Origin of the sequence: Mangrovibacterium marinum (assembly GCF_003046625.1) — a bacterium.
GTDB classification, from domain to species: domain Bacteria; phylum Bacteroidota; class Bacteroidia; order Bacteroidales; family Prolixibacteraceae; genus Mangrovibacterium; species Mangrovibacterium marinum.
In genome coordinates, this window is the sequence record NZ_QAAD01000008.1 from 168,388 (window position 1) to 190,358 (window position 21,971).

Sequence of the window (21,971 nt, forward strand, 5' to 3'; positions counted from 1 at the left end):
TCGATCGACTTATTATTTAGAGATAGATTGTGATGAAGTAATAAATGCCTACAGCGATAAAAACAACAGCGACTATTCTGCGAAACCATCGTTCGAATAGTTTTACACGATCGTAAATCTTACCAACTGAGTTTATGCTGAATGCGATAACCCACGAAAAAATGATAACCGGGATGCCGGTTGCTAAGGCAAAGACGATCGGCAAAAGCAGACCTTGAGGACTGGCAATTGTCATTGGGATGAGCATACCAAAATACAGAACGCCGCTGTATGGGCAAAAAGCCAAGGCAAATACAAGGCCCAATAGCAAAGCTCCCCAGTACCCCTTTTTTGCTTGCGACTCAACTTTGTCGGTTAGTTTGCTTAGCCCCGGAATTGTGAATGAAAATACCCCGAGCATAAACAGTCCGATAACAATCAGGAGCGGGCTCAGGAGTTTCTCTCCCCATTGTTGCAGAAATCCTGACAATTTAAATTGATTGGCTCCGAAGAAAAAGAGCAGGCCGATTGAAGTGTATGATACAGCTCTCCCGGCCGTGTAGGTTATTCCGTTAAACAACACCCGACTGCGGCTTTTGATGTCTTTGCTAATAAACCCGACAGCTGTGATGTTGGTCGCCAGCGGACAAGGGCTAATGGCGGTCATTAGGCCAAGTATAAACGCCGAAAGCAACTGGAGCTGCGAGTTTTCGAGTATGTTTTGAAGAAATTCCATTTAGCGCATGGTGTCAATTGTGTCCTTGATCTTAGCTTTTAGCTTGTCCGGGTTGGTGCGGGCGTTCATGAAAGCATCGGTTGTCAGGTCAACCGTTTTTCCCGGGCCAACAATCAGCAATGTTTGTCCGCTCACCTGGTATTTTTCAACTAAAGCTTGTTGGCTTTCATCTTCCACGTCGATTGATAAAAAAGGCACTTTGACTTTGCTGTATTCTTCAGTTGCTTCTTTGCTCACAGCTTCTACGGCTTTGCAGGTTTCGCAGCGACGTGATGTGTGAAAGTAGTAAGCGGCTATCGTTGTTTTTACTTGGGAAGAATCGGATGAACAACATGTTTTGTTCTCGGCTTTTGTTTCTTCCGCTTTATTGCAGCATTGAGCTTGAGCATAGCATGTGGCAATAAAAATGACGATTAGCGTGATAATGGTTTTTTTCATGGTTCTTTTACTTTTGAATCAGTTCTTTGATCTCGGCTAGTGAGGCAACCCTTCCTTTTAGTACAACGTTGCCGTCGATAACCAGTGCCGGGGTGGTCATAACGCCAAGTTTCATAATTTCCAGCATATCTTCAACTTTAATAATCGTAGCCTCAATGCCGGTTTCGGCTACGGCTTGTTTGGTTGTTTCTTCCAGTGTTCTGCATTTTCTGCATCCTGTTCCCAGTACTTTAATTTCCATTTTATGTTGTTTTAGTATTCGTTGTTCGCAAAACAACGAACGAGTGATTTAAAAATTTTTAATAGTTCAAAATGGCACTGAATAGTTCTTGTGCCTGTTTCCAGTTTTCGCGGTTGATACAATATTTCACTTTGGGGCCTTCAATTTCGCCTTGGATCAAGCCGGCATCCTTGAGTTCTTTCAGGTGTTGCGATAGCGTTGACTTTGCAATGGGCAAAATGTCTGTCAGGTCGCCGCTGTAGCAGCAGCTTTGTTTATTCAGCAGTTCCAGTACATACATGCGAACCGGGTGGCCCATGGCTTTGGCAAAGCGCGCAGCCCGTTTTTGTTCGTCGGTGAATACGGAATACTTCATTTTTTCTGTCTGTTCGTTAATTTGCGAACAAAGCTACGGTTTTTTTTAAACTTAGCCTATTGTGTGGTTCTTTTTGTTCGAAAAGGGAAACTTTTCTTAAATGTCATGCTTTTTTAATAAGGGCTTGTGTGGTGATCATTGAATCAGGTGTTACTTTAGCAGGCAATATTCGTTTTGTTACTTTAATTTAGTTCGATGGAAGAATACATTCAACTTTTACGGTCGATGATTCAAACTCCTTCTTTTAGCAGGGAGGAGGGGCCGGTTGCGGATTTGGTTCGTAATTTTTTAACTGCACGGGGCGTTGACTTTCAGGTCAAGGGGTTTAACACTTGGGCCCGGAATCAGTTTTGGCACGAAGGGAAGCCGGTGGTGTTGCTGAATTCCCATATCGATACCGTAAAACCATCGAAAAACTGGACCAAAGACCCGTTTGGGGCAGTATTGGAGGGCGATTGCCTGGTTGGATTGGGTAGTAACGATGCGGGGGCGTCGTTAGTCAGTTTGATGGCTGTTTTTAACCACTTTTATGCAGAAAAGGATTTGCCTTTCAATTTGATTTTTGCGGCTTCCTGCGAGGAGGAAATCTCGGGGCCCAATGGAATGGAGAATTTGGTTCCTGAGCTTGGCGAGGTGAGTCTGGCAATTGTTGGCGAGCCAACGCAGATGCAGATGGCCATTGCCGAGAAGGGGCTGATGGTGCTCGATTGTACGGCGCACGGTAAGGCCGGGCACGCAGCACGTAACGAAGGCGAAAATGCCTTGTATAAGGCTGTTGATGATATTCAGATTTTGCGCAACTACCGGTTCGGGGAAGTGTCGGAGGTGTTGGGCGAAGTGAAAATGTCGATTACGCAAATTAATGCGGGCTATCAGCATAATGTTGTACCTGATACGTGCAGTTATGTTGTCGATGTGCGAATCAACGAATTTTATTCAAATCAAGCGGCTTTCGAAATTATTGCCGGCTTGGTGGGATCCACCGTTGTGCCGCGTTCAACCCGCTTAAATTCATCGGGTATTCCGGTGGATCACCCGATTGTTGAGCGGGGATTAGGTTTGGGCTTGAGCTACTACGGTTCTCCAACCACTTCCGACCAGGCGGTAATGCCATTCCCATCCATTAAGATTGGTCCGGGTGATAGTGCCCGCTCGCATACGGCCGACGAGTATATTTTGATTTCGGAAATTGAAAACGGGTTTAAAATCTATATTGATTTGCTGACTGGCCTTCATTTGTAATTCCTGCGATGCAAACGGCGAAAAAAAGGATATTGCCTGCTTGGGTGGTATCCTTTTTTTTTTTTGAAAGTCTACCACGCAAAGAGGCTAAAGCACAATGTCAATAACTGGTTTTGAATAGCTGTGGAACGACAACCAGACAACTACAGACAACAAGGATAACAACGGCAACTTGGATAACCCGATAACACGAAAATCCGTTACTTCCCTCCTGGTGGATATTCCGCGGGAATCGTGTATGTTTCGTCGTTCCATAGAAAGCAGAAAAGGGCCTGCCAACGGCAGACCCTTTGAGAAAGCTACAGACTTAAAGGCTGAAGAAATTATTAATTGTAGGCACTTTCTCCATGTTCGTAAATGTCCAGACCTTCTTCTTCGATACGTGCAGTAACACGCAGGATACCAATTTTCTTCAGAACGAAGAACAGGATTAAACCAAGGCCGAAAGCCCATACGAAGTAAGAAAGAACACCAATTGCCTGAACGCCCAGTGCTTTCGCACCGAATCCGTATACCAATCCTTCGGAAGTTGAGAATACACCAACCAGTAAAGTACCTAAAGCACCACACACGCCGTGTACTGAAATGGCACCAACGGGGTCGTCAATCTTTAATACTTTATCGAAGAATTCAACAGCAAATGGTAATACCAGTCCGGCAATGATACCGATAAACAAGGCACCAATCGGGTTTACGGCGTCGCAACCAGCCGTGATAGCTACCAAACCAGCCAGGGCACCGTTCAGTGTGATAGACAGCGTTGGACGCTTGTAGCGGAACCAGGCAACAATCATTGCCGTGATGGCACCCGCAGCAGCAGCCAGGTTTGTTGTTACGGCAATGTGGCCGATGGCAACAGCATTATCAGTTCCGGCAGCTGCCAGCTGAGATCCGGGGTTGAAACCGAACCATCCGAACCACAGGATGAATACACCCAGTGCTCCCAATGCCAGGTTGTGGCCGGGAATGGCGTTTGCAGTACCGTCTTTTTTATACTTTCCAATACGAGGTCCAATGATGGCTGCACCTGCTAAACCTACCCATCCACCAACAGAGTGAACAATGGATGAACCGGCGAAGTCGTGGAAGCCCATCTCGCTTAACCAGCCACCGCCCCAGGTCCAGTGACCGGAAATCGGGTAGATGAATAATGAGATGAAGACAGAGAAAATCAGGTACGAAATGAACTCGGTACGTTCTGCCATGGCTCCCGAAACAATTGTTGCTGCAGTAGCGCAGAATACAGTTTGGAAGAACAGGTCGGCGTAGTTCGAGTAGTTGTCGCCAAATCCGTCACTCATGTAGAAGAAATCCGGAGTTCCAACAAATCCGCCGATTGAATCACCATACATCAGGGTGAAACCAACGAACCAATATAGTAATGAACCAATTGAAAAGTCCATTAAGTTTTTCATCAAAATGTTTGCGGTGTTTTTCGAGCGGGTAAAACCGGCTTCTACCATCGCAAATCCGGGTTGCATAAACATTACCAGAAATGCTGCAATCAGCAACCACATGTTATCTATACCTATTTGTAGGCCTTGTAAAGTATCTTCCATGATCTAACTTTTTTAATCTTCTTTACCTTTAATAAATAATGACTCATCTCCGAATTCTCCGGTGCGGATACGATAGGATTCTTCCATGCTTGAAATGAAGATCTTTCCGTCACCGATTTCGCCGGTTCTGCCGGCTTTCATAATTGCCAGTACTGTTTTCTCCACGTTTTTGTCGCGCACAACAAGCGAAAGCAGTGTCCGTTCAATGGAGCTTGTGTCATAAGCTACTCCGCGGTAAACGCGTCCCTGACGTGTTTGGCCTACGCCGCGGACATCCCAGTAAGAAAAGAATTCGATGTTAGCTTCGTGAAGTGCCTCTACGACCTCGTCGAATTTGGTTTTTCTAATAATTGCTTCAATCTTTTTCATGTGATATTAGTTTATATTTTAAAGGTCACATGGAATAACCATGGGCAAGCCCTGTCCATGGAGTTGGCTTGCCATCCATGGTTATTTCATTAAATCTGTAAATTGTTGTTCTTTAGAAGGAAATACCAGCTGTGATGAAGAAACCGCCAGTAGATGGGTTCAGGATAACCGAACCGGAAACAGGTAATGTCCAGCTGTCTGTAACTTGAATTTCTTTGGATGTGCCTACGCTGATGTTACAAACGTTGAAATCGCCGTCGTCGGTGTATTGTCCGTCTCCGGCACCCAGGGCTACGTCAACTTTTCCAAATGAATAACCCGCTTCGATGTAAGTGTCGTCTACATCGTAATAGTCGTTCATCATGTAAGCTCCCATAAGTGAGAAATCTCCCAAGCTGAAAGTAATGCTTGGTTCCAGAAAGTGCTCATCGCCACAGGTCCAATCTCCGCCAAAATAGTAGTCAGTTAAATTAACTGATACAGGACCAAAATCATAACCTGCGTAAAGGTCCATTTCGTAACCGTCCATTTCGTCGGTTGTTGTAGACCCCCAGGCGCCTAATGCAAATCCCCCGGTGCTGAACTCAATATAAGGTTGAAATGCTACGCCGCTACCGAATTTGGCACCACGCCAGATGTAGCTCGAGTAAATGTCTAATCCAGTGTCCCAGGATGAGCCTGAAGCTTCATCTTGCGCCTGAACGTTTAAAGCAAAAATGGATGCAAGTCCAAAAACTAACAATGCTTTTAAAGTCTTTTTCATGTTTTAAAAATTTAAGGGTTTAACTGAACTTTAATAAATAATCTTGTTTGGTTTTGCTTTAACGTGTGATCTTTTAAAATGCTCGTTTTTTTTGAATGGAACCCCATTCGTTTGTTGTCTCCGTTTCAAAAGTAGATATGTTTTTGAATGAGGGGGTGTGAAAAATAAGGGGTGTGTTTTGAATTAATATAAAATTAACATTGAAATAGTGAAAAAGTCGTCCATGGTGGTGTTTTGCTGTCAAAAGGATGGAAAAACAGGTGAAAATAAAGCTAAGAGATAGAAAAATAAAGCATGATGTGGAAGAATGAGTCGGTTTTTATTGGTGGTAATCGGGGCTTTGATATGGGAAATCAGGCGATTTGGTCAATTTTACTGTATGATTCATTTTTGGTAATTCTGGAGTCGGGGGTTCTTTTGGGGAGGGGGATGTCGCGAAAAATTGTTGTTTTTCAAATTCGGAGGTTGAAAAGTTTTAGGAGGATTGGAAAATTGCTCAAAAATTTTCGGGGAAAGCAATTGCCGGCTGCGAATCCGTCCATTTCAGTATGATAATGGAATAGCCGTTTTGATTTGGGGATGCTAAATAGTGGCACAGCTTTAATAATATAAATGAGTATATTTGAGCAAAAATCTTACAAAATGAAACTTTGGGATAAGGGGTACTCTGTTAATAAATTAATCGAAGATTTTACTGTTGGCAAGGATCGTGAGTTGGATTTATATTTGGCTCCGTTCGATGTGTTGGGGTCCATGGCGCATGGCACCATGTTGTCCGAAATAGGACTGTTACCTCAGGATGAGCTGACGAAATTATTGGCAGAGTTGAAGGAAATTTACAAGCTGACACAGGATGGCAGTTTTGTGATTGAAGAAGGTATTGAGGATGTCCATTCTCAAGTTGAAACAATGTTGACGAAAAAGCTGGGTGACATTGGTAAGAAAATACATAGCGGTCGTTCGCGGAACGATCAGGTGTTGTTGGATCTGAAATTATTTACCCGGCACGAATTGCGCGAAGTTTTGGAGCTGGGGCACCGATTGTTCGGAACCTTAATCAAACAAGCGGAGAAGTATAAGTCGCATTTGATGCCCGGCTATACGCACTTGCAAGTGGCTATGCCGTCGTCGTTTGGTTTGTGGTTTAGTGCCTATGCCGAAAGTTTGGTCGACGACTTTATATTATTACATGCGGCCTATCGTGTGGCCAACCAAAATCCATTGGGCTCGGCCGCAGGTTACGGATCGTCCTTCCCGCTCGATCGGCAAATGACGACAGACTTGCTGGGATTTGAGCAGATGAACTACAATGTGGTATATGCGCAAATGGGACGTGGTAAAATGGAAAAGATCGTCGCTTTTGCTTTGTCGTCGATTGCAGCAACCTTGTCGAAAATGGCTTACGATGTTTGTTTATACATGAGCCAAAACTTTGGTTTTGTGAAGTTGCCCGACGAGTTGACGACCGGATCGAGTATTATGCCGCATAAGAAAAACCCCGATGTGTTCGAGCTGTTGCGCTCGCATTGCAATAAAATACAGGCGATGCCAACCGAAATCACACTCATGATTAATAACCTGCCCAGTGGGTATTTTCGCGACCTGCAGATTGTGAAGGAAGTTTTTCTGCCTGCTTTTAAGGATCTGAAAAATTGTTTGGAAATTGCTGACTTTGCCTTGAGCGAAATTAGCATCAATGAGGATATCCTGGACGACGATCGCTATAAATTTGTTTACAGCGTGGAAGATGTCAATAAGATGGTTATCGATGGTGTGCCTTTCCGCGACGCTTATAAGAAAGTAGGGATGGCCATTCAGGCCGGTGAGTATGAACCGACCCGTGAAATTAAGCACAGTCATGCCGGAAGTCTGGGGAACTTGTGTTTGCCCGAGATTGAAGCTAAGATGGATGCAGTGGTTTCTCAGTTTAATTTCGGTCAGGTTGATCAGGCGATTGAACGCTTGCTAAAATAGTGTGAGCCTGTTAATTAATCGTTATGTTTTAGCCCGTTCGAAAACCGCCTGGTTGGTCGTTTGCGACGATAAGTTGTTCGATTTCATTTCATTAAGGAAATTAGGCATGAAAGTACAGCGCTGAGCATGTGTTTTTGAGCAGCTTTTTTGAAAGCCGAGATTGGTTTATATTCATTTAATAGCTATTTTTGCTTTCACTTCGTAAGATTTTCGCGGGTTTTGCTTATAGTTTTAAATCACTGGCCTCTGGAGCGGTGATTTTGTTCTGTCTTGTGGGCTTAATACAAGACTTAGGTGATTAAAATAAAAATGTAAAATAAGATGCAGTTAGAAACTCCCAAACAACAGGGCTTATATCGCTCTGAATTTGAACATGGTAGCTGTGGGATTGGATTTGTAGCCAGCCTGAAAGGACGCAAGCAACATAGCGTACTTTCAGATGCTTTGTCGATGTTGGCTCGAATGGAACACAGAGGCGGTACCGGTTATGATATTAAAAGTGGGGATGGGGCTGGTATTTTGATTCAGATCCCTCATGAATTATTTTTGGAAGAATGTCCTAAGGATGGAATCAAGCTTCCCGGCTTTGGCGACTATGGTGTGGCTATGATTTTCTTCCCGATGGAAGACCGAAAACGTTCGGAATGTAAGGATATCATCTCCCGGAACCTGAATAAATTTGGCTTGCCCTTCCTGGGCTATCGGAAGGTGCCGGTGGATAATTCAGACCTGGGGCGCGACTCTCGTGCTACGGAACCTTGTGTGCAGCAGTTGTTTATCGGTAAGCCGGCTGATATGTCGGTTGAAGAATTTGACCGGAAGCTTTTTGTATTCCGCAAATATACCGAACGTTTAGCCCGCGAATCGGTAGCCGGCCTTGGCTACGACGGAATGAATATGATCTCCTGTTCGTATAAAACCATTATTTATAAAGGTCAGTTAACCACCGAACAGGTGTCCTTATATTTTAAAGACTTAACCAATCCGTTGGCCGTAAGTGCCATCGCATTGGTGCACTCGCGTTTCTCAACCAATACTTTCCCTTCGTGGAAATTGGCACAGCCTTTCCGCTATATTGCGCACAACGGCGAGATTAATACCAACAAAGGTAACGTGAACTGGATGCGTGCCCGTGAAGCGCTGCTGGAATCGACCTTGTTTACCCGCGAAGAGCTGGAAATGATTTTCCCGATTTGCGATCTGAAAGCATCCGACAGTGCCAACCTGGATATGGCCATCGAGATGTTGGTGTTGAGTGGCCGTTCATTGCCGCAGGTGATGATGATGCTCATCCCGGAGGCTTGGCAAAACGATCCCGAGATGGATCCGAAGAAAAAAGAATTCTACGAGTTCCACTCGGCCATGATGGAGCCTTGGGATGGTCCCGCTTCAGTATGTTTTACCGACGGGGTGCTGGTGGGTGCTACGCTCGACCGTAACGGCTTGCGTCCTTCACGCTATTGCGTAACCGAGGATGATATGCTGATCATGTCGTCCGAGTCAGGTGCTTTGGATGTTGATCATGCCAAAGTGAAGATTCGCGGACGTTTGCAACCTGGTAAAATGTTTGTTGCCGACCTGGAACAGGGACGCATTATTTCCGACGAAGAAGTAAAAGGCGATATCATCTCCCGTCAGCCTTATGGCGACTGGGTGAAAAATAATATAACTTACCTGGATGATCTGCCATCGATTCCCGATTTGGAATTGCGGGAACCGGATCAGAAAACCTTGTTTAAGCGTCAAAAAACCTTTGGTTTCACCCACGAAGAATTGGAAGTGTTGTTGAAACCAATGGCCGAAACCGGAAAAGAAGCGATTGGCTCAATGGGCGCCGATAACCCCTTGGCTGTCTTGTCTGACCGCCCGGTCTTGTTGTCGCACTACTTCAAGCAATTGTTTGCCCAGGTAACCAACCCGCCAATCGACCCGATTCGCGAACGAATCGTTATGGACTTGCGGACCTATGTTGGTGGGTTCAAAAATATTTTGACAGAGTCTCCCGAGCACTGCCGCCGTATCGCTATTCCGCAACCGGTACTGACCAACGAGCAGCTGGTGAAGTTGAGCTATGTTGACCATGCGCACTTCCAAACCAAGAAAATCAGCATCGTATTTCATGCCGATGGTAACGAAGGTACGCTGGAGAAAAAGCTGGAGCGTTTATGTACTTACGTTGAAGATGCGATCGACGAAGGATATTCAATCATCCTGTTATCCGACTTCTCGGTGAGCACCGATCATGCACCAATTCCGTCGGTATTGGTTGCTTCTGCGGTGCACCATCACCTCATTCGTATTGGTAAGCGTGGTAAGGCCGACATTATTATGGAAGTGGGTGATGTTCGCGAAACACATCACCTGGCCGTCTTGTTGGGTTACGGTGTTTCGGCGGTGAATCCTTATATGGCCATCGATACCATTAAGCAAATGGCTAACGAAGGCGTTTTGGGCGATTTAACTCCGGAGAAAGCAGTTAAAAATTACATTAAAGCTGTGAATGGCGGCTTGTTGAAGATCTTCTCAAAAATGGGAATCTCAACTTTGGCCTCCTATCAGGGAGCACAAATTTTCGAAATCCTGGGTATTAATTCCGAGGTGGTCGATAAATACTTCACGGGTACGGTAAGCCGTATCGAAGGGCTGTCGCTGGACGATATTGCCCGCGAAGCATTAGCCCGTCACCGTCAGGGATTCCCAACACGTTCGGGAGGAGCGAAAGTGCTCGAACCCGGTGGCGATTACCACTGGCGTGTTGGTGGCGAACGTCACTTGCTGTCGCCCAAGGCTGTGAACCTGCTGCAGCAGGCTACACGCGAAAACGATTTTAAAGCGTACAAAAAATATTGTCAGGTGGTTGATGATCAAACCCGCGCAGCCTATACTTTGCGTGGTTTGATGGACTTCAACTCCGACCGGGAACCTATTTCTATTGACGAGGTTGAACCGGCCGAAAACATTCTGAAACGCTTTGCAACCGGTGCCATGTCATTTGGTTCCATTTCATGGGAAGCACATACCACCCTGGCGATTGCCATGAACCGGATTGGCTCCAAGTCAAACTCGGGTGAAGGTGGTGAAGACCCGATCCGTTACACCAAGTTGCCAAACGGCGACGATATGTGTTCGGCAACCAAGCAAATTGCTTCGGGACGTTTCGGTGTAAACAGTTACTACCTGAGCATGGCCAAAGAGCTTCAGATTAAAATGGCTCAGGGGGCAAAACCGGGTGAAGGTGGTCAGCTTCCGGGACACAAAGTAAACGGATGGATTGGACGCGTACGGGGCTCAACCCCGGGTGTAGGCCTTATCTCGCCTCCACCACACCACGATATCTATTCAATCGAGGACCTGGCACAGCTGATCTTCGACCTGAAGAACAGTAACCGCGATGCCCGCATCAACGTGAAACTGGTTTCCGAAACTGGTGTTGGTACGGTTGCTGCCGGTGTTTGTAAAGCAAAAGCCGATGCGGTATTGATTTCCGGCTTCGATGGCGGTACCGGTGCTTCGCCACTGAGCTCCATCAAGCATGCTGGTTTACCATGGGAGCTAGGCTTGTCGGAAACTCACCAAACCTTGGTGCGCAACCGTCTGCGTAACCGCATCACTGTTCAGTCTGATGGTCAGATGAAAACTTCACGCGACCTGGCAATCGCAACACTGTTGGGTGCCGAAGAGTGGGGTGTGGCTACCGCAGCACTGGTGGTTGAAGGTTGTATCATGATGCGCAAATGTCACAGCAATACTTGTCCGGTAGGAGTTGCTACGCAGGATGAGCGCTTACGTGGCTTGTTCAAAGGAAATCCGGATCATGTTGTGAACTTCTTCGAGTTCCTGGTTGAAGGACTGCGTGAGATTATGGCAGAGCTCGGCTTCCGTACCATCAACGAAATGGTTGGCCAGTCGCAATGTCTGAAATTTAAAGAAGATGTAGATCACTGGAAATATAAAAACCTGGATCTGAGCCCGATCTTATACAAAGAAAAGGTTGGTGAAGATCAAGGCCTGTACAAGACAAAAGCTCAGGATCACCAGATGGAAGACATCCTGGACTGGAAGTTTGTTGAAGCAGCACAGAAAGCCATCAAAACAGGTGAGAAGGTGTACGCTGAATTCCCGATTATTAATATTAACCGTAGTGTCGGTACCGTTCTTTCGCACGAGGTAACTAAAGTACACAAAGGCGAAGGTCTACCTGATGGTACGATTCACTTTAAAATGAATGGTTCTGCCGGACAATCGTTCGGGGCATTTATGTGTAAAGGTATCGAGCTGGAAGTTGAAGGAGATGCAAACGATTACTTCGGAAAAGGTTTGTCGGGCGGTCATCTGGCCATCTACCCAAACAAAGATGCGCAGTTTGTTGCCGAGAAAAATATCATTGTTGGTAACGTTTGTTTCTACGGTGCAACAGGCGGCGAGGCCTATATCCGTGGCGTGGCCGGCGAACGTTTCTGTGTTCGTAACTCCGGAGCGAAGGTTGTTGTTGAAGGAATCGGTGACCACGGTTGTGAATACATGACCGGCGGAAAAGCAGTGATCCTGGGTAAAACAGGCCGCAACTTCGGTGCAGGTATGTCGGGTGGTGTTGCCTATGTGTTGGATGCCGATGGTACTTTCCCTTCGCAATGTAATATGGAGATGATCGGACTTGAAAAAGTTGAAACTCCGGAAGAACAGGCTGAACTGAAAGCAATGATTGAAAAACATCTGGAAAAAACAGGATCGGCCGTAGCTGAATATATCTTATCGGACTGGGAATACAGCTTGTCGAAATTCGTGAAGGTGCTTCCAACGGACTACAAACGCATGCTCGGATTTATCGAAAAAGCCCGTAACTCAGGCAAATATGAAAAAGAAAGCGATATTATCGATGCTGCATTCGATATGTCACTGGAAAGTAAGTAATTCAACTTTGGAAAAGAAAAAATGGGAAAACCTACTGGATTTTTAGAATATACACGAGTTGCGAATCCAACTCGACCAATTCCGGAACGTTTGAAGGACTGGAACGAAGTCTACGTTCTGAGAGATAAAGAAACCTGCGAAACGCAAGGTGCCCGTTGTATGGATTGCGGAATTCCGTTTTGCCATCGGGGCGAACTAATGCACAATGGTGCTTCCGGTTGTCCGGTTTACAATTTGATTCCGGAATGGAATGACTTGATTTACCGCGGTCGCTGGCGCCAGGCGCTGGATCGTTTGCACCACACCAATAACTTCCCCGAGTTCACCGGACGCGTGTGTCCGGCTCCCTGCGAAGCTGGTTGTGTGCTCGGAATTAACGAACCAGCCGTAACCATTCACGATAACGAGCGGACAATCATCGATTGGGGCTTTAAAAACGGATGGGTGGTGCCTGAACCGCCGGAGCATCGTACCGGAAAAACGGTTGCTGTTGTTGGTTCCGGTCCTGCCGGACTGGCGGCTGCTGCACAGCTGAACAAAGCGGGGCACCTGGTGACTGTTTTTGAGCGCGACGACCGTGTGGGCGGATTGCTGATGTACGGAATTCCGAACATGAAGCTGGATAAAGCCGTGGTTCAACGTCGTGTGGATATTCTGGCCGAAGAAGGCGTTGTTTTCAAAACCGGCGTTGAAGTTGGTAAAGATATTAGCGCGAAGAAACTGCACAAGGAGTTCGATGCTGTGGTATTGACGACCGGTGCAACTAACCCGCGCGACTTGAAAGTAGAAGGCCGCGAATTGAAGGGTGTTCACTATGCCATGGAATTTTTACGGGCCAATACCAAAAGTTTGCTGGACAGCGAGCTGAAAGACGGAAACTTTATCTCGGCTGAGGGTAAGAAAGTTATTGTGATTGGTGGTGGTGATACCGGTACCGACTGTGTGGCCACTTCGTTGCGTCACGGCTGCGAGAATGTGCGCCAGTTCGAGATTATGCCGAAGCCTCCGGTTGAACGGAACCGCGAAGTAAACCCCTGGCCCGAGTGGCCGGCATCGCTGAAGATCGATTACGGTCAGCACGAAGCAATCTTCAAACAAGGCGAAGATCCTCGTGAATACTTGGTGATGACCAAGAAATTCGAAGGTGACAAAGACGGTAATTTAGTTGCTATTCATACGGTAAATATTGCCTGGATGCGCGACGACGAAGGTCGTATGTTCCCGAAAGAGATTGAAGGAACGGAACGTCGTCTGGAAGCTGACCTGGTATTGTTGGCAATGGGATTCCTCGGACCGGAAGACAAAATTGCTGAAGAATTGGCCTTCGACCGCGATGGCTGCTCAAACTATAAGGCTGAGTACGGCGAGTTTAAAACAAGCACTAAAAAGGTGTTTGCTGCCGGCGATGCCCGTCGCGGACAGTCGTTGGTGGTTTGGGCCATTAACGAAGGTCGTGCCGTTGCACGCGAAGTTGACCGCTACCTGATGGGCGATACAGTTCTTCCGTAGTTATTGGAAAAGTGTGAAGTACACGAAATAAAATAAGAAAATCCCGGCAGCTGTCGGGATTTTCTGTTTTTGGGAAGCTCCTTCAAGCTGAGCAGGTTGGCGCGCAGGCGTCCAGGAGGCTCTTTAGTGGGGGATCAATGCTGCTTATCGCGTTGCATCAGCAGCATTTCAATCTTTAGTCGTTTTTTCGAGTAAAATAGTCGAGGACGGATTGCTCATGGTCAATTGGTTTTCTTGCAGACGGAGTTTCCAGCTGCTGTTGGTGAGCAGGCGCAGCATGGTGTTCTCCAGGGTATTATCCGGGCAATACATTTTGGTTGCAAGCATCATCCCGATTTTTAGCGAATCGTCGTCGAAAGTAATCGACCCGTTGAAACTGTTACAACCCGCATTGCCGTACAGATGTTGTTTGGCTGCTTCGAAGCCGATAAAGGCATCTTGAACATCGACTGGTTCATGATCGACCATTTTGATTGTCCAGCGCCCATCGATTTGTGGCGCTTGTTGTGCCGTAATTTGTTTGGTGCTGTTGCAGGCTGTTGCTATGAGCATACAAGCCAGTGCGGGTATTGCAAATCGTTTCATCATTTGTTGTTTTTTGTGTTTGTTCAATTGTATGAGCTGTTCTCCTCTGAAAAAGGATGCTTGTTCTTACGGAAGGTTGCGTGAAATTCTTTTGCAGAATCTGTCGTTGCATATTTTTCCGATGCCTTTCCTTCTTTAATTGGCGAATGTGTGAAATGAATCAAAAAGAATACCAAGTTTGCTTGCCGGCTGGCAGGGGAGGCGACACTCCAGCCCGATGGCCGTTATGATGGCTGTTATTTCCGGGTGTTGCCTTGTCGTATGAGTGTTTTATGGCTTCGTTGTAGCTTTTGAAGTTGCTCGGAGCACTGGTTGACAGCCTGGATTACATCGAACAGTTTCTGGTTAATCACGGTCGGCTGGCTTTCGTCTAAAAGGCTTCGCAATAGATGTTGGATCCGCGAATTGCTTTTTTGAGCCTGTTGAAGCTGTAGGGTAAGGGCTTCAAGCTGCGCCGCTTGGCCGGAGGAGTTGTCCTTTGGCAAAAGATAGCCCATGTCGTCGGCCTTAAACAGTGCTTGCTGTAGCCTGAACTCGACACTGTCGATTGCAGGCAGCGACTCGAAGCAATAGTAATGAATATCTTCAACCGAACTTGCGCCATCGCACAGCTGAATCTGATCGGCAGCTTGGCTCAAAAACCAGGATGCCTGGTCAATCAGCTCAGCACTTTGTTGAACTGCCTTCGTGCTTTTACTTTGCCCATAGGACTGGCCATAGCCGGTGAACAGACCGATTAGCATCAGCAATAAATAAAGGTGTGTATTTCCGGCTTTCTTCATCTCAGAGCGATTTTAGTTGGTTAAGCTCGTTCAGCATCTCATCGATTTGCTTTTCAAAGCGGGGCTTTGTATTCCTGGCAATCAACTGCTGTTCTTTTTTGCGCTGGTGTTTCCATCGCCGATGCGACCAAAGCCAGTATTCGGGTTGTTTGCGGATGATCTGTTCCACAATATCGACATAGTCCAGCAGAACGGCGTGTTCCTCGTCTTTGCCCGGATTGGAATTAATTTCCACAAATTCAACTAAATATTGCCCGCGTTTTACCTTGTGGATATGGTGGTAGAATACCGGGCTATTGGTTTTTAGGGCAATCTTTTGGGGACCGCTGAAAAATGGCGTTTCCTGGTTTAAAAATGTCGTCCAGTATTGAGCTCCCGATGGGGGTGTTTGGTCGGCCGCCAGCCATAGCAGATTATAGTCAGGGCCTTTGTTGATGCTCAAACCTGCGCGTGGAGCCTGGTTCATCGGTACGCCTTTGGCGCCGTATTGCTCGCGCATAGCTACCATATATTTTTCCATGGGCGGATTGCTGTACATCGGGCTGTAAACCATCAACAGCGAATGATCGAGTATGTGTTGCACGCTCGAGTTCCACTCCCAGTTGTTGTAATGCGCGCACAATACAATAATGCCTCTGTTCTCGTGAAAATAGCGGTTCAGTAATTCCGGGTTTTTAAACACGATGTGCTTTTTCATTTTCTCGATGGGCAAGCGATTCATCTTGAGGGTTTCAACAGTAATGTCGCAAAAATGATGGTAGTATTTCCGGGCGATTTCGTTAATTTCCTTTGGCGATTTTTCCGGGAAAGCATTCTCCAGATTCTTGAAAACGACTTTTTTACGGTAGCCGATCAGGTGAAACACCAGCAGATAAAAGATATCAGAAAATAGGTACAGAACCGGGAAGGGTAGGTAGGATAGTGCTTTTAAGAATACAATTGTCAGTTTTTGTCCCAATGTTTTCATGCCTTTTCGTTTCAGTCCCCAAAAGTAGAATTTTTTGGTGAAAAGTTCGGAACCCGTATTGCCTGCGCAATTAGTTTGGCCGGGCAATCATAATTCCGGTGAATGATTTTTTTCCGGGCAGGTAGTCGGCAAGCGGCCGATCTGATATCACGACTTTCTCCAAAGCCGATGAGGCATGCAGCAGGTGCACTCGTCCATCAACCCAAATTACAAAGCCGACATGGGCAATGTCGAGTCCTGCAATGCTGGTGGTGATGGCCACCAGATCACCGTCTTTTAACTGCTTTTCGTTCGCTTGTATGTCGGCCTTCGGCAGAAAATAGCTTGTACGCTGACTGATCAGTCTTTCCTGGTTGGCGATTTTTGTGATTAATTCCGGATGTTCTTTTAACACCGGGTAACTTTCGGCATGGGTCGACATGAAATTGATCGTTTTTTCGAAAGCTGTTTGAAAGTCGGGCGACAGGGAAGCAATGAGTCCTTTTTGCTCATTGTCGTACAGCCAATCCGTGAAATAATGAAGCCGCGACAGATAGCCCTCGCGCAGCCCATGGCGATAACGGATTTTTTCAAGCTGCCGCGCATAGGATTCGAAATCCGTTTTCCCGGCTTTAATGGTTGTTGCCAAAGCCAGACAAGTCTCGTCGAAGGTGGTGCAGTCCAGCTCGCGCAGGTTCACCACCAGCTTTTCATCCATTCCGGTTTCCAGCGTTTGGGCAACATAAGGAGTTCCCAGCATGGCTTTCCCGATTTCAACGATCAGCTTTCCGGTAGGCTGTTGGCGCTCTTGGGCAAATTCGTTCAAAAACCTCGACACAAGCAGACTATCATCCTTGCAAGCGATCGGTTTTTCCGGCTGAACAGTCGTTGTTTGACTGTTGCAGGCTTGCGCAAAGGCAATCAAAATCAGGATTACAGCGAGGATCTTCATGGTGCTTTAAATTTGTTTTCGAATGCGGAATTTACAAAAATTATCATCCCCGGGTAGGGTATTCCCGAATTGAAACGGTATGAGCGTGAAAAGATCGCAGAATTCCTTAATTTAATTGATCTTTTTGGGATTGATAAATTTGGGGAGGTGACACACGAATACAAAACGTTTTGAACTTTGACAGCGCAAGAATTTAAACGGTTGTTTGATCAGTATTTCGATGCCATACGGCGGTATATTTACTACCGTTCGGGCAATCGCGAATTGGCCACCGATGTGGCACAGGAGGCTTTTATGAAGCTTTGGGAAAAGCAGTTGCCTTACCGGGAAAAGGAAAATGTGGGGCTGCTCTACAAAATGGCCTCCGATTTATTTGTGAGCCGCTACCGGCATCAGCAAGTTGAATGGGAGTATCAGAAAAAACTGACGCTGGATGTTGAAACGCAATCGCCTGAAGACGAACTGGAATACGGAGAACTAAAAAGCCGCTACGAAGAAGCCTTGGGCGCGCTGTCGGAAAAGCAAAGGACCGTCTTTCTGCTGAGCCGCCTGGATGGCCTGAAATATTCCGAAATTGCCGAACGACTGGAAGTCAGCGTGAAAGCGGTGGAAAAACGGATGAGTGCAGCCTTGAGCCAATTGAGACAGAAACTGAGTTGACATGAAAACACAAAATGAACATACAAATCCGGATTGGGAAAAAGTGGAAAAGCTGAACTCCAAGCTGTCCGTTGCCTGGGGCGAGTCCAAGGAGGATATCTGGGCGAAAATGGAAGCTCAAATGCAGCGTCCGAAACCAAAGGGAAGAGTGATTCCTTTAAATCGCAGTGTCTGGCAGTGGGCTGTAGCTGCGGTTATCCTGGTTTTGCTGGGCTCTACAGCATTCATGCGATTCTACACCGAGAGGGCAGTGGTGCCCGCTGGAGAACACCGGCTTGTTGAGCTGCCCGATGGCTCGTTCGTGCAGCTGAATGCCGGTTCCGAAGTTCGCTATCATCCGTACTGGTGGGCATTTTCGCGCGAAGTACAGTTTGCCGGTGAAGCTTATTTCGAGGTTGAAAAAGGAAGTCGTTTTCAGGTTGAATCAGAGAACGGGATCACAACTGTTTTGGGCACCAGTTTCAACATTTATGCCCGCGATGCCAATTACCGCGTAACTTGCCTTACCGGAAAAGTGCAGGTTGAGAATGCCGGTCAAACGTGCAGGGTTTTGCTGTTGCCAAACGAAAAGGCCGAACTGGTCAGTAATGAGCTGAGAAAGCAGTCGGTTGAAGCTGCGCAGGATATCAGCTGGATCAGTAACCGTTTCACCTTTACAAATCGGCCTTTGCCTGAAGTGTTCGACGAAATTGAACGGCAGTATGACGTTTCGATCGAGCTGCCCGCTGACTTGCGCTTCTCGTACAGCGGTAACTTCGATAAAGGTTCCGATGTAAAGCAAGTACTAAGGTATGTTTGCCGCCCGTTTAATCTTAACTTTAAGGAAGAAAAAAACGGTGTGTTCCGGATTGAAAAAAACAACTAACCAGCTTGAAAACTTTTGCATTGCTCTGTTGTCTTTTGCTTTCGGGCTTGCTTGGTCGCAGCCAGCAACTCGAATTGCACTATCGGGAAAAATCCCTGAGTGAAATACTATTGGACCTGCGCGATCGCTACGATTTGCAGTTTTCTTTCGACAACGAGCAGCTTTCAAACTATAAAATTACCATTGACCATTCGTTCCAGGGCCTTCCGCAAACCTTGGATTTCCTGCTGAAAGACCTTCCGCTGACTTATGAAAAAGCAGGAAAGGTATTTTTGATTTATAGTATCCCTCATGTAAAGCCGGTGATCTACTTCCGGATTTCAGGCGTAGTTGAGGATGAATTTTCAGGGGAAAGTTTGCCGTACGCCCATTTATATTTGAACGAAAGTGGTATGCTGACAGATCGAAATGGCGCATTTTCCTGGCAAACAGTTGCCGATAGTTTGGTTCGTGTTCAGATTTCCTACCTTGGCTATTTCCCGTTGGATACTTTCGTTGCCGGCGGAACAGTGGCTCGATTTAAGTTGAAACCAGCTCTAATTCGGCTAAAAGAAATCAAGGTTGAAGGGCTTTCAGTGGTTCGATCGGAGCAAATCGGGCAGCAGGCCGGCGAAATTCGGTTGAATCAGAAAGTGGCCGGCAGTTTGCCCGGCTATGGCGACAACTCGGTTTTCAACCTGTTGCGGCTGCAACCAGGAATACTGGCTGCCGGCGAGCAGTCGAACGATCTGATGATCCGCGGAAGTTACGAAGGCCAGAGCCAGGTGCTGTTTGATGGTTTCACCTTGTTTGGGATGAAGAACTTCAACGACAACATCAGTGCGGTGAATCCGTTTATGGCGAAGGATATCCGCGTGATGAAAGGAGGCTTTCCCGCTGAGTTGGGCGGCCGGGTTGGTGGTGTCGTTGAAATTACCGGTGTGAACGGCAGCACCGACGATTTGCAAATGCAACTGAGCGTAAATAACATGACCATGAATGGCTGGCTGAACCTTCCGCTGGGGGACAACAACGCGCTGGTGGTGGCCATGCGGCAGACGTATTACGAACTGTACGATAAAAACCAACTGACTTTGGGAACCAGCGGACGAACCGGCCGCGGAAGTTCAATCGACCGCTACGTGTACCCCGATTACAATTTCCGCGATTTAAATGTAAAGTTCTCCGGGAAGACCGATAGCGGTGATTTTTACAGTTTCAGTTTTTTCCGTGGCGACGACAGCTATGTTTACGGACTGGAATACGAAACCCGCAGCCAGCAGAACCAGCTTTCGTACGAGGACGAAGAGGATAATCTTCAATACGGTGCATCGGCGCGGTACAGCAAGGCCTGGCATAATGGCCTGCGTTCGGAACTAACGGTTGCCTATTCATCGCTCGAAACACAGGTGACCAATTTGCGCGAGTCGGCCGGCCAGCAAGGGGGCAGTGGCACCGGAGGTAGCGGAAACGGACAGGGGGGTAGCGCAACTTCAGGAACCAGCTGGATTACCGATACCGACGATTACAATCAGAATAAAATTGGAGAGCTTCGGCTGGTGCTGCAAAATCATTTGGCAATAGGGGAGTCGCAACGCCTGGGCTTTGGTCTTGGGCTGACTCAAAACAGGGTGCACTACCGCGAAGACTCGTTCGATGTGAACCTGGCGCACGATGAAAATACACTGACGCGCGTGAATGGTTATTTCGAGGATCATTGGGCTGTTAGCCGACAGCTGCAGGTAACAGGAGGCCTGCGGGCTGATTTGCCCTTCGACCTGGATCGGCTTGATCTGCAGCCCCGTTTTTCGGCAGCCTGGGCCATCACCGATAGCTGGAAAGCGACGGCAGCCGTTGGTACTTACCGGCAATACATCTCGCATAGCTCTGTTGTCGACCCGTTGGGCAACTTCCGCTACTTGTGGACGCTTTGCAATAATGACGATATTCCGGTGCTGGAGTCGCAACAGGCAATCCTGGGCATTAGCTGGCACAAAAACGGTTATCTGCTGAGTGTTGAAGGCTACCGCAAACACACCACCGGACTGAGTCGCTATGTGGATATGCCCGACGGTACCGGCCTTTACAAAGGCGAAGCCCAAACGAAAGGGCTGGATTTGCTGATCAAAAAAGATTGGAAAGGCCATTCGTTGTGGGTGGCTTACACCTTGAGCGAAACCAAAGAACACTTCTCGTATTTCGACACGGCCGACTATTTGCGGGCACTGCACGATCAGCGGCACGAGCTGAAAACAGCCCTATTGCTGAATTTCAAACCTGTTTATATTTCGGCGAACTATGTTTATGGTTCGGGCTTTCCCGGCCTGCCCGACGACCCCGCTGTTGGCAACCGTGCTTATCAGCGGATGGATGCAGCCGTGAGTTATCGGCTCAATAAGCCGAAGTACAGCCTCGAAGTCGGTGTGTCGATCCTCAATGTTTTCAATTACGAAAACATCAAGTACGACAACTTTGTCCGCATTCCCGACGACCAGGATGCTACTTTAAATGTATCGGCCGAAGCCGTTCCGTTTACCCCAGCCATGTTTGTGAAGGTGGCCTTTTAAGATGTTTCGATTCCCGTCATGCTGACCCTGTTTCAGCATCTGGTCCTGTTTATTAAAGGATCCGGAAACAAGTCCGGGATGACGTAATGAGCAAATCTTTTGGATGCGTTTTTTAGCAAGTTTATTCGGTGGATATAATCTGCCGCATCCGAATATCCACCTTTCATCTTCCCCCCATTCTCTTCCTCTCAAAAGAAAAAATCAGAAAAAACCTTTATGATTCCGGGGAATCGCCAAGAGGGATGAAAGTGGTGGAAGACAGCAGAAGGCATTTAAGAGAAGACGGAAGCTCGCTCGGAGCGGGACCGGCCTACTTTTTATCGATGGTGAGAGGCGAACCGGAAGCTTAGTGAATCCGGGAAGCTCCGCTCCGGCAGCTGCCGGATTGGAGATCACCCGGCTGAACTTAGCTTTCGGGAGCTGACACCTGAAGATAAAAATAAGCCTTGCGTTTTCTGTTTCGTCTTTGGGGCAAGCCAAAGATGAAAACCCGTCCGGTAGGACAAAAGTTCCGAATTAATCAAAAGTAGGAGTGAAAAACAGCCAGTTTTGGGGCAAC

18 protein-coding genes are annotated in these 21,971 nt (G+C 47.1%); 7 read left to right on the forward strand and 11 right to left on the reverse strand.

Annotation, left to right across the window (positions count from 1 at the left end; translation table 11 throughout):
- Positions 1 to 16: 16 nt before the first annotated feature.
- The 4 genes from C8N47_RS09895 to C8N47_RS09910 are packed head-to-tail and all read right to left on the reverse strand — an operon-like array spanning position 17 to position 1,749.
- A complete protein-coding gene (locus tag C8N47_RS09895) occupies positions 17 to 715 on the reverse strand; it encodes an aromatic aminobenezylarsenical efflux permease ArsG family transporter (protein WP_107822389.1) in 699 nt (232 codons plus the stop codon).
- The gene (locus C8N47_RS09900) at positions 716 to 1,153 is read right to left on the reverse strand and encodes a nitrophenyl compound nitroreductase subunit ArsF family protein (RefSeq protein ID WP_107822390.1); all 438 of its coding nucleotides are present in this window, start codon (positions 1,151 to 1,153) and stop codon (positions 716 to 718) included. It abuts the gene before it with no gap.
- Positions 1,154 to 1,160: 7 nt separating this feature from the next.
- Positions 1,161 to 1,394 carry a thioredoxin family protein gene (locus C8N47_RS09905; protein WP_107822391.1) on the reverse strand — a complete coding sequence of 78 codons (234 nt, stop codon included), beginning with the start codon at positions 1,392 to 1,394 and terminating at the stop codon, positions 1,161 to 1,163.
- 58 nt (positions 1,395 to 1,452) lie between these two features.
- On the reverse strand, positions 1,453 to 1,749 hold the full coding sequence (locus tag C8N47_RS09910) for an ArsR/SmtB family transcription factor (RefSeq protein ID WP_107822392.1): 297 nt from the start codon (positions 1,747 to 1,749) through the stop codon (positions 1,453 to 1,455).
- Between the two features lie 195 nt (positions 1,750 to 1,944).
- Between C8N47_RS09910 and C8N47_RS09915 the strand changes: the two genes are divergently transcribed.
- Positions 1,945 to 2,991 (forward strand): M20 family metallo-hydrolase, encoded by a 1,047-nt coding sequence (locus C8N47_RS09915; protein WP_107822393.1) that lies wholly within the window; start codon positions 1,945 to 1,947, stop codon positions 2,989 to 2,991.
- Positions 2,992 to 3,317: 326 nt separating this feature from the next.
- Here the strand turns inward: C8N47_RS09915 and C8N47_RS09920 are convergent, their stop codons facing one another.
- The 3 genes from C8N47_RS09920 to C8N47_RS09930 form a co-directional block, all read right to left on the reverse strand.
- Positions 3,318 to 4,550, reverse strand: coding sequence for an ammonium transporter (locus C8N47_RS09920; RefSeq protein ID WP_107822394.1), 1,233 nt, complete (start codon positions 4,548 to 4,550; stop codon positions 3,318 to 3,320).
- Between the two features lie 12 nt (positions 4,551 to 4,562).
- Positions 4,563 to 4,919, reverse strand: coding sequence for a P-II family nitrogen regulator (locus C8N47_RS09925; RefSeq protein WP_107822395.1), 357 nt, complete (start codon positions 4,917 to 4,919; stop codon positions 4,563 to 4,565).
- Between the two features lie 112 nt (positions 4,920 to 5,031).
- The gene (locus tag C8N47_RS09930; RefSeq protein ID WP_107822396.1) at positions 5,032 to 5,682 is read right to left on the reverse strand and encodes a porin family protein; all 651 of its coding nucleotides are present in this window, start codon (positions 5,680 to 5,682) and stop codon (positions 5,032 to 5,034) included.
- A gap of 642 nt (positions 5,683 to 6,324) precedes the next feature.
- Between C8N47_RS09930 and argH the strand changes: the two genes are divergently transcribed.
- The 3 genes from argH to C8N47_RS09950 all read left to right on the forward strand — a co-directional run bounded on the left by argH (position 6,325) and on the right by C8N47_RS09950 (position 14,076).
- Positions 6,325 to 7,656, forward strand: a complete 1,332-nt coding sequence (gene argH / locus C8N47_RS09940; protein ID WP_107822418.1) for an argininosuccinate lyase — start codon at positions 6,325 to 6,327, stop codon at positions 7,654 to 7,656.
- A gap of 321 nt (positions 7,657 to 7,977) precedes the next feature.
- Positions 7,978 to 12,567, forward strand: a complete 4,590-nt coding sequence (gltB, locus tag C8N47_RS09945; RefSeq protein WP_107822398.1) for a glutamate synthase large subunit — start codon at positions 7,978 to 7,980, stop codon at positions 12,565 to 12,567.
- 21 nt (positions 12,568 to 12,588) lie between these two features.
- A complete protein-coding gene (locus C8N47_RS09950; RefSeq protein WP_107822399.1) occupies positions 12,589 to 14,076 on the forward strand; it encodes a glutamate synthase subunit beta in 1,488 nt (495 codons plus the stop codon).
- Positions 14,077 to 14,244: 168 nt separating this feature from the next.
- Here C8N47_RS09950 and C8N47_RS09955 read toward each other — a convergent pair whose 3' ends face one another.
- The 4 genes from C8N47_RS09955 to C8N47_RS09970 form a co-directional block, all read right to left on the reverse strand.
- Positions 14,245 to 14,664 (reverse strand): META domain-containing protein, encoded by a 420-nt coding sequence (locus C8N47_RS09955; RefSeq protein ID WP_146161496.1) that lies wholly within the window; start codon positions 14,662 to 14,664, stop codon positions 14,245 to 14,247.
- A 233-nt stretch (positions 14,665 to 14,897) separates the two neighbouring features.
- Complete coding sequence (locus C8N47_RS09960; protein ID WP_107822401.1) at positions 14,898 to 15,443, reverse strand: hypothetical protein; 546 nt, start codon at positions 15,441 to 15,443, stop codon at positions 14,898 to 14,900.
- Between the two features lies 1 nt (position 15,444).
- Positions 15,445 to 16,410 carry a lysophospholipid acyltransferase family protein gene (locus C8N47_RS09965; protein ID WP_146161497.1) on the reverse strand — a complete coding sequence of 322 codons (966 nt, stop codon included), beginning with the start codon at positions 16,408 to 16,410 and terminating at the stop codon, positions 15,445 to 15,447.
- Between the two features lie 70 nt (positions 16,411 to 16,480).
- Positions 16,481 to 17,341 carry an N-acetylmuramoyl-L-alanine amidase-like domain-containing protein gene (locus C8N47_RS09970; protein ID WP_107822403.1) on the reverse strand — a complete coding sequence of 287 codons (861 nt, stop codon included), beginning with the start codon at positions 17,339 to 17,341 and terminating at the stop codon, positions 16,481 to 16,483.
- A gap of 177 nt (positions 17,342 to 17,518) precedes the next feature.
- On the opposite strand from C8N47_RS09970, the gene C8N47_RS09975 reads away from it, so the two are divergent.
- From C8N47_RS09975 to C8N47_RS09985, 3 genes are read left to right on the forward strand one after another with little or no spacing between them, the layout of a single operon-like run.
- A complete protein-coding gene (locus C8N47_RS09975; protein WP_107822404.1) occupies positions 17,519 to 18,001 on the forward strand; it encodes an RNA polymerase sigma factor in 483 nt (160 codons plus the stop codon).
- Position 18,002: 1 nt separating this feature from the next.
- Complete coding sequence (locus C8N47_RS09980) at positions 18,003 to 18,866, forward strand: FecR family protein (protein WP_107822405.1); 864 nt, start codon at positions 18,003 to 18,005, stop codon at positions 18,864 to 18,866.
- A gap of 5 nt (positions 18,867 to 18,871) precedes the next feature.
- Positions 18,872 to 21,412: a TonB-dependent receptor plug domain-containing protein gene (locus C8N47_RS09985; protein ID WP_146161498.1), complete on the forward strand. Its 2,541-nt coding sequence runs from the start codon at positions 18,872 to 18,874 to the stop codon at positions 21,410 to 21,412.
- Positions 21,413 to 21,971 lie beyond the last annotated feature (559 nt).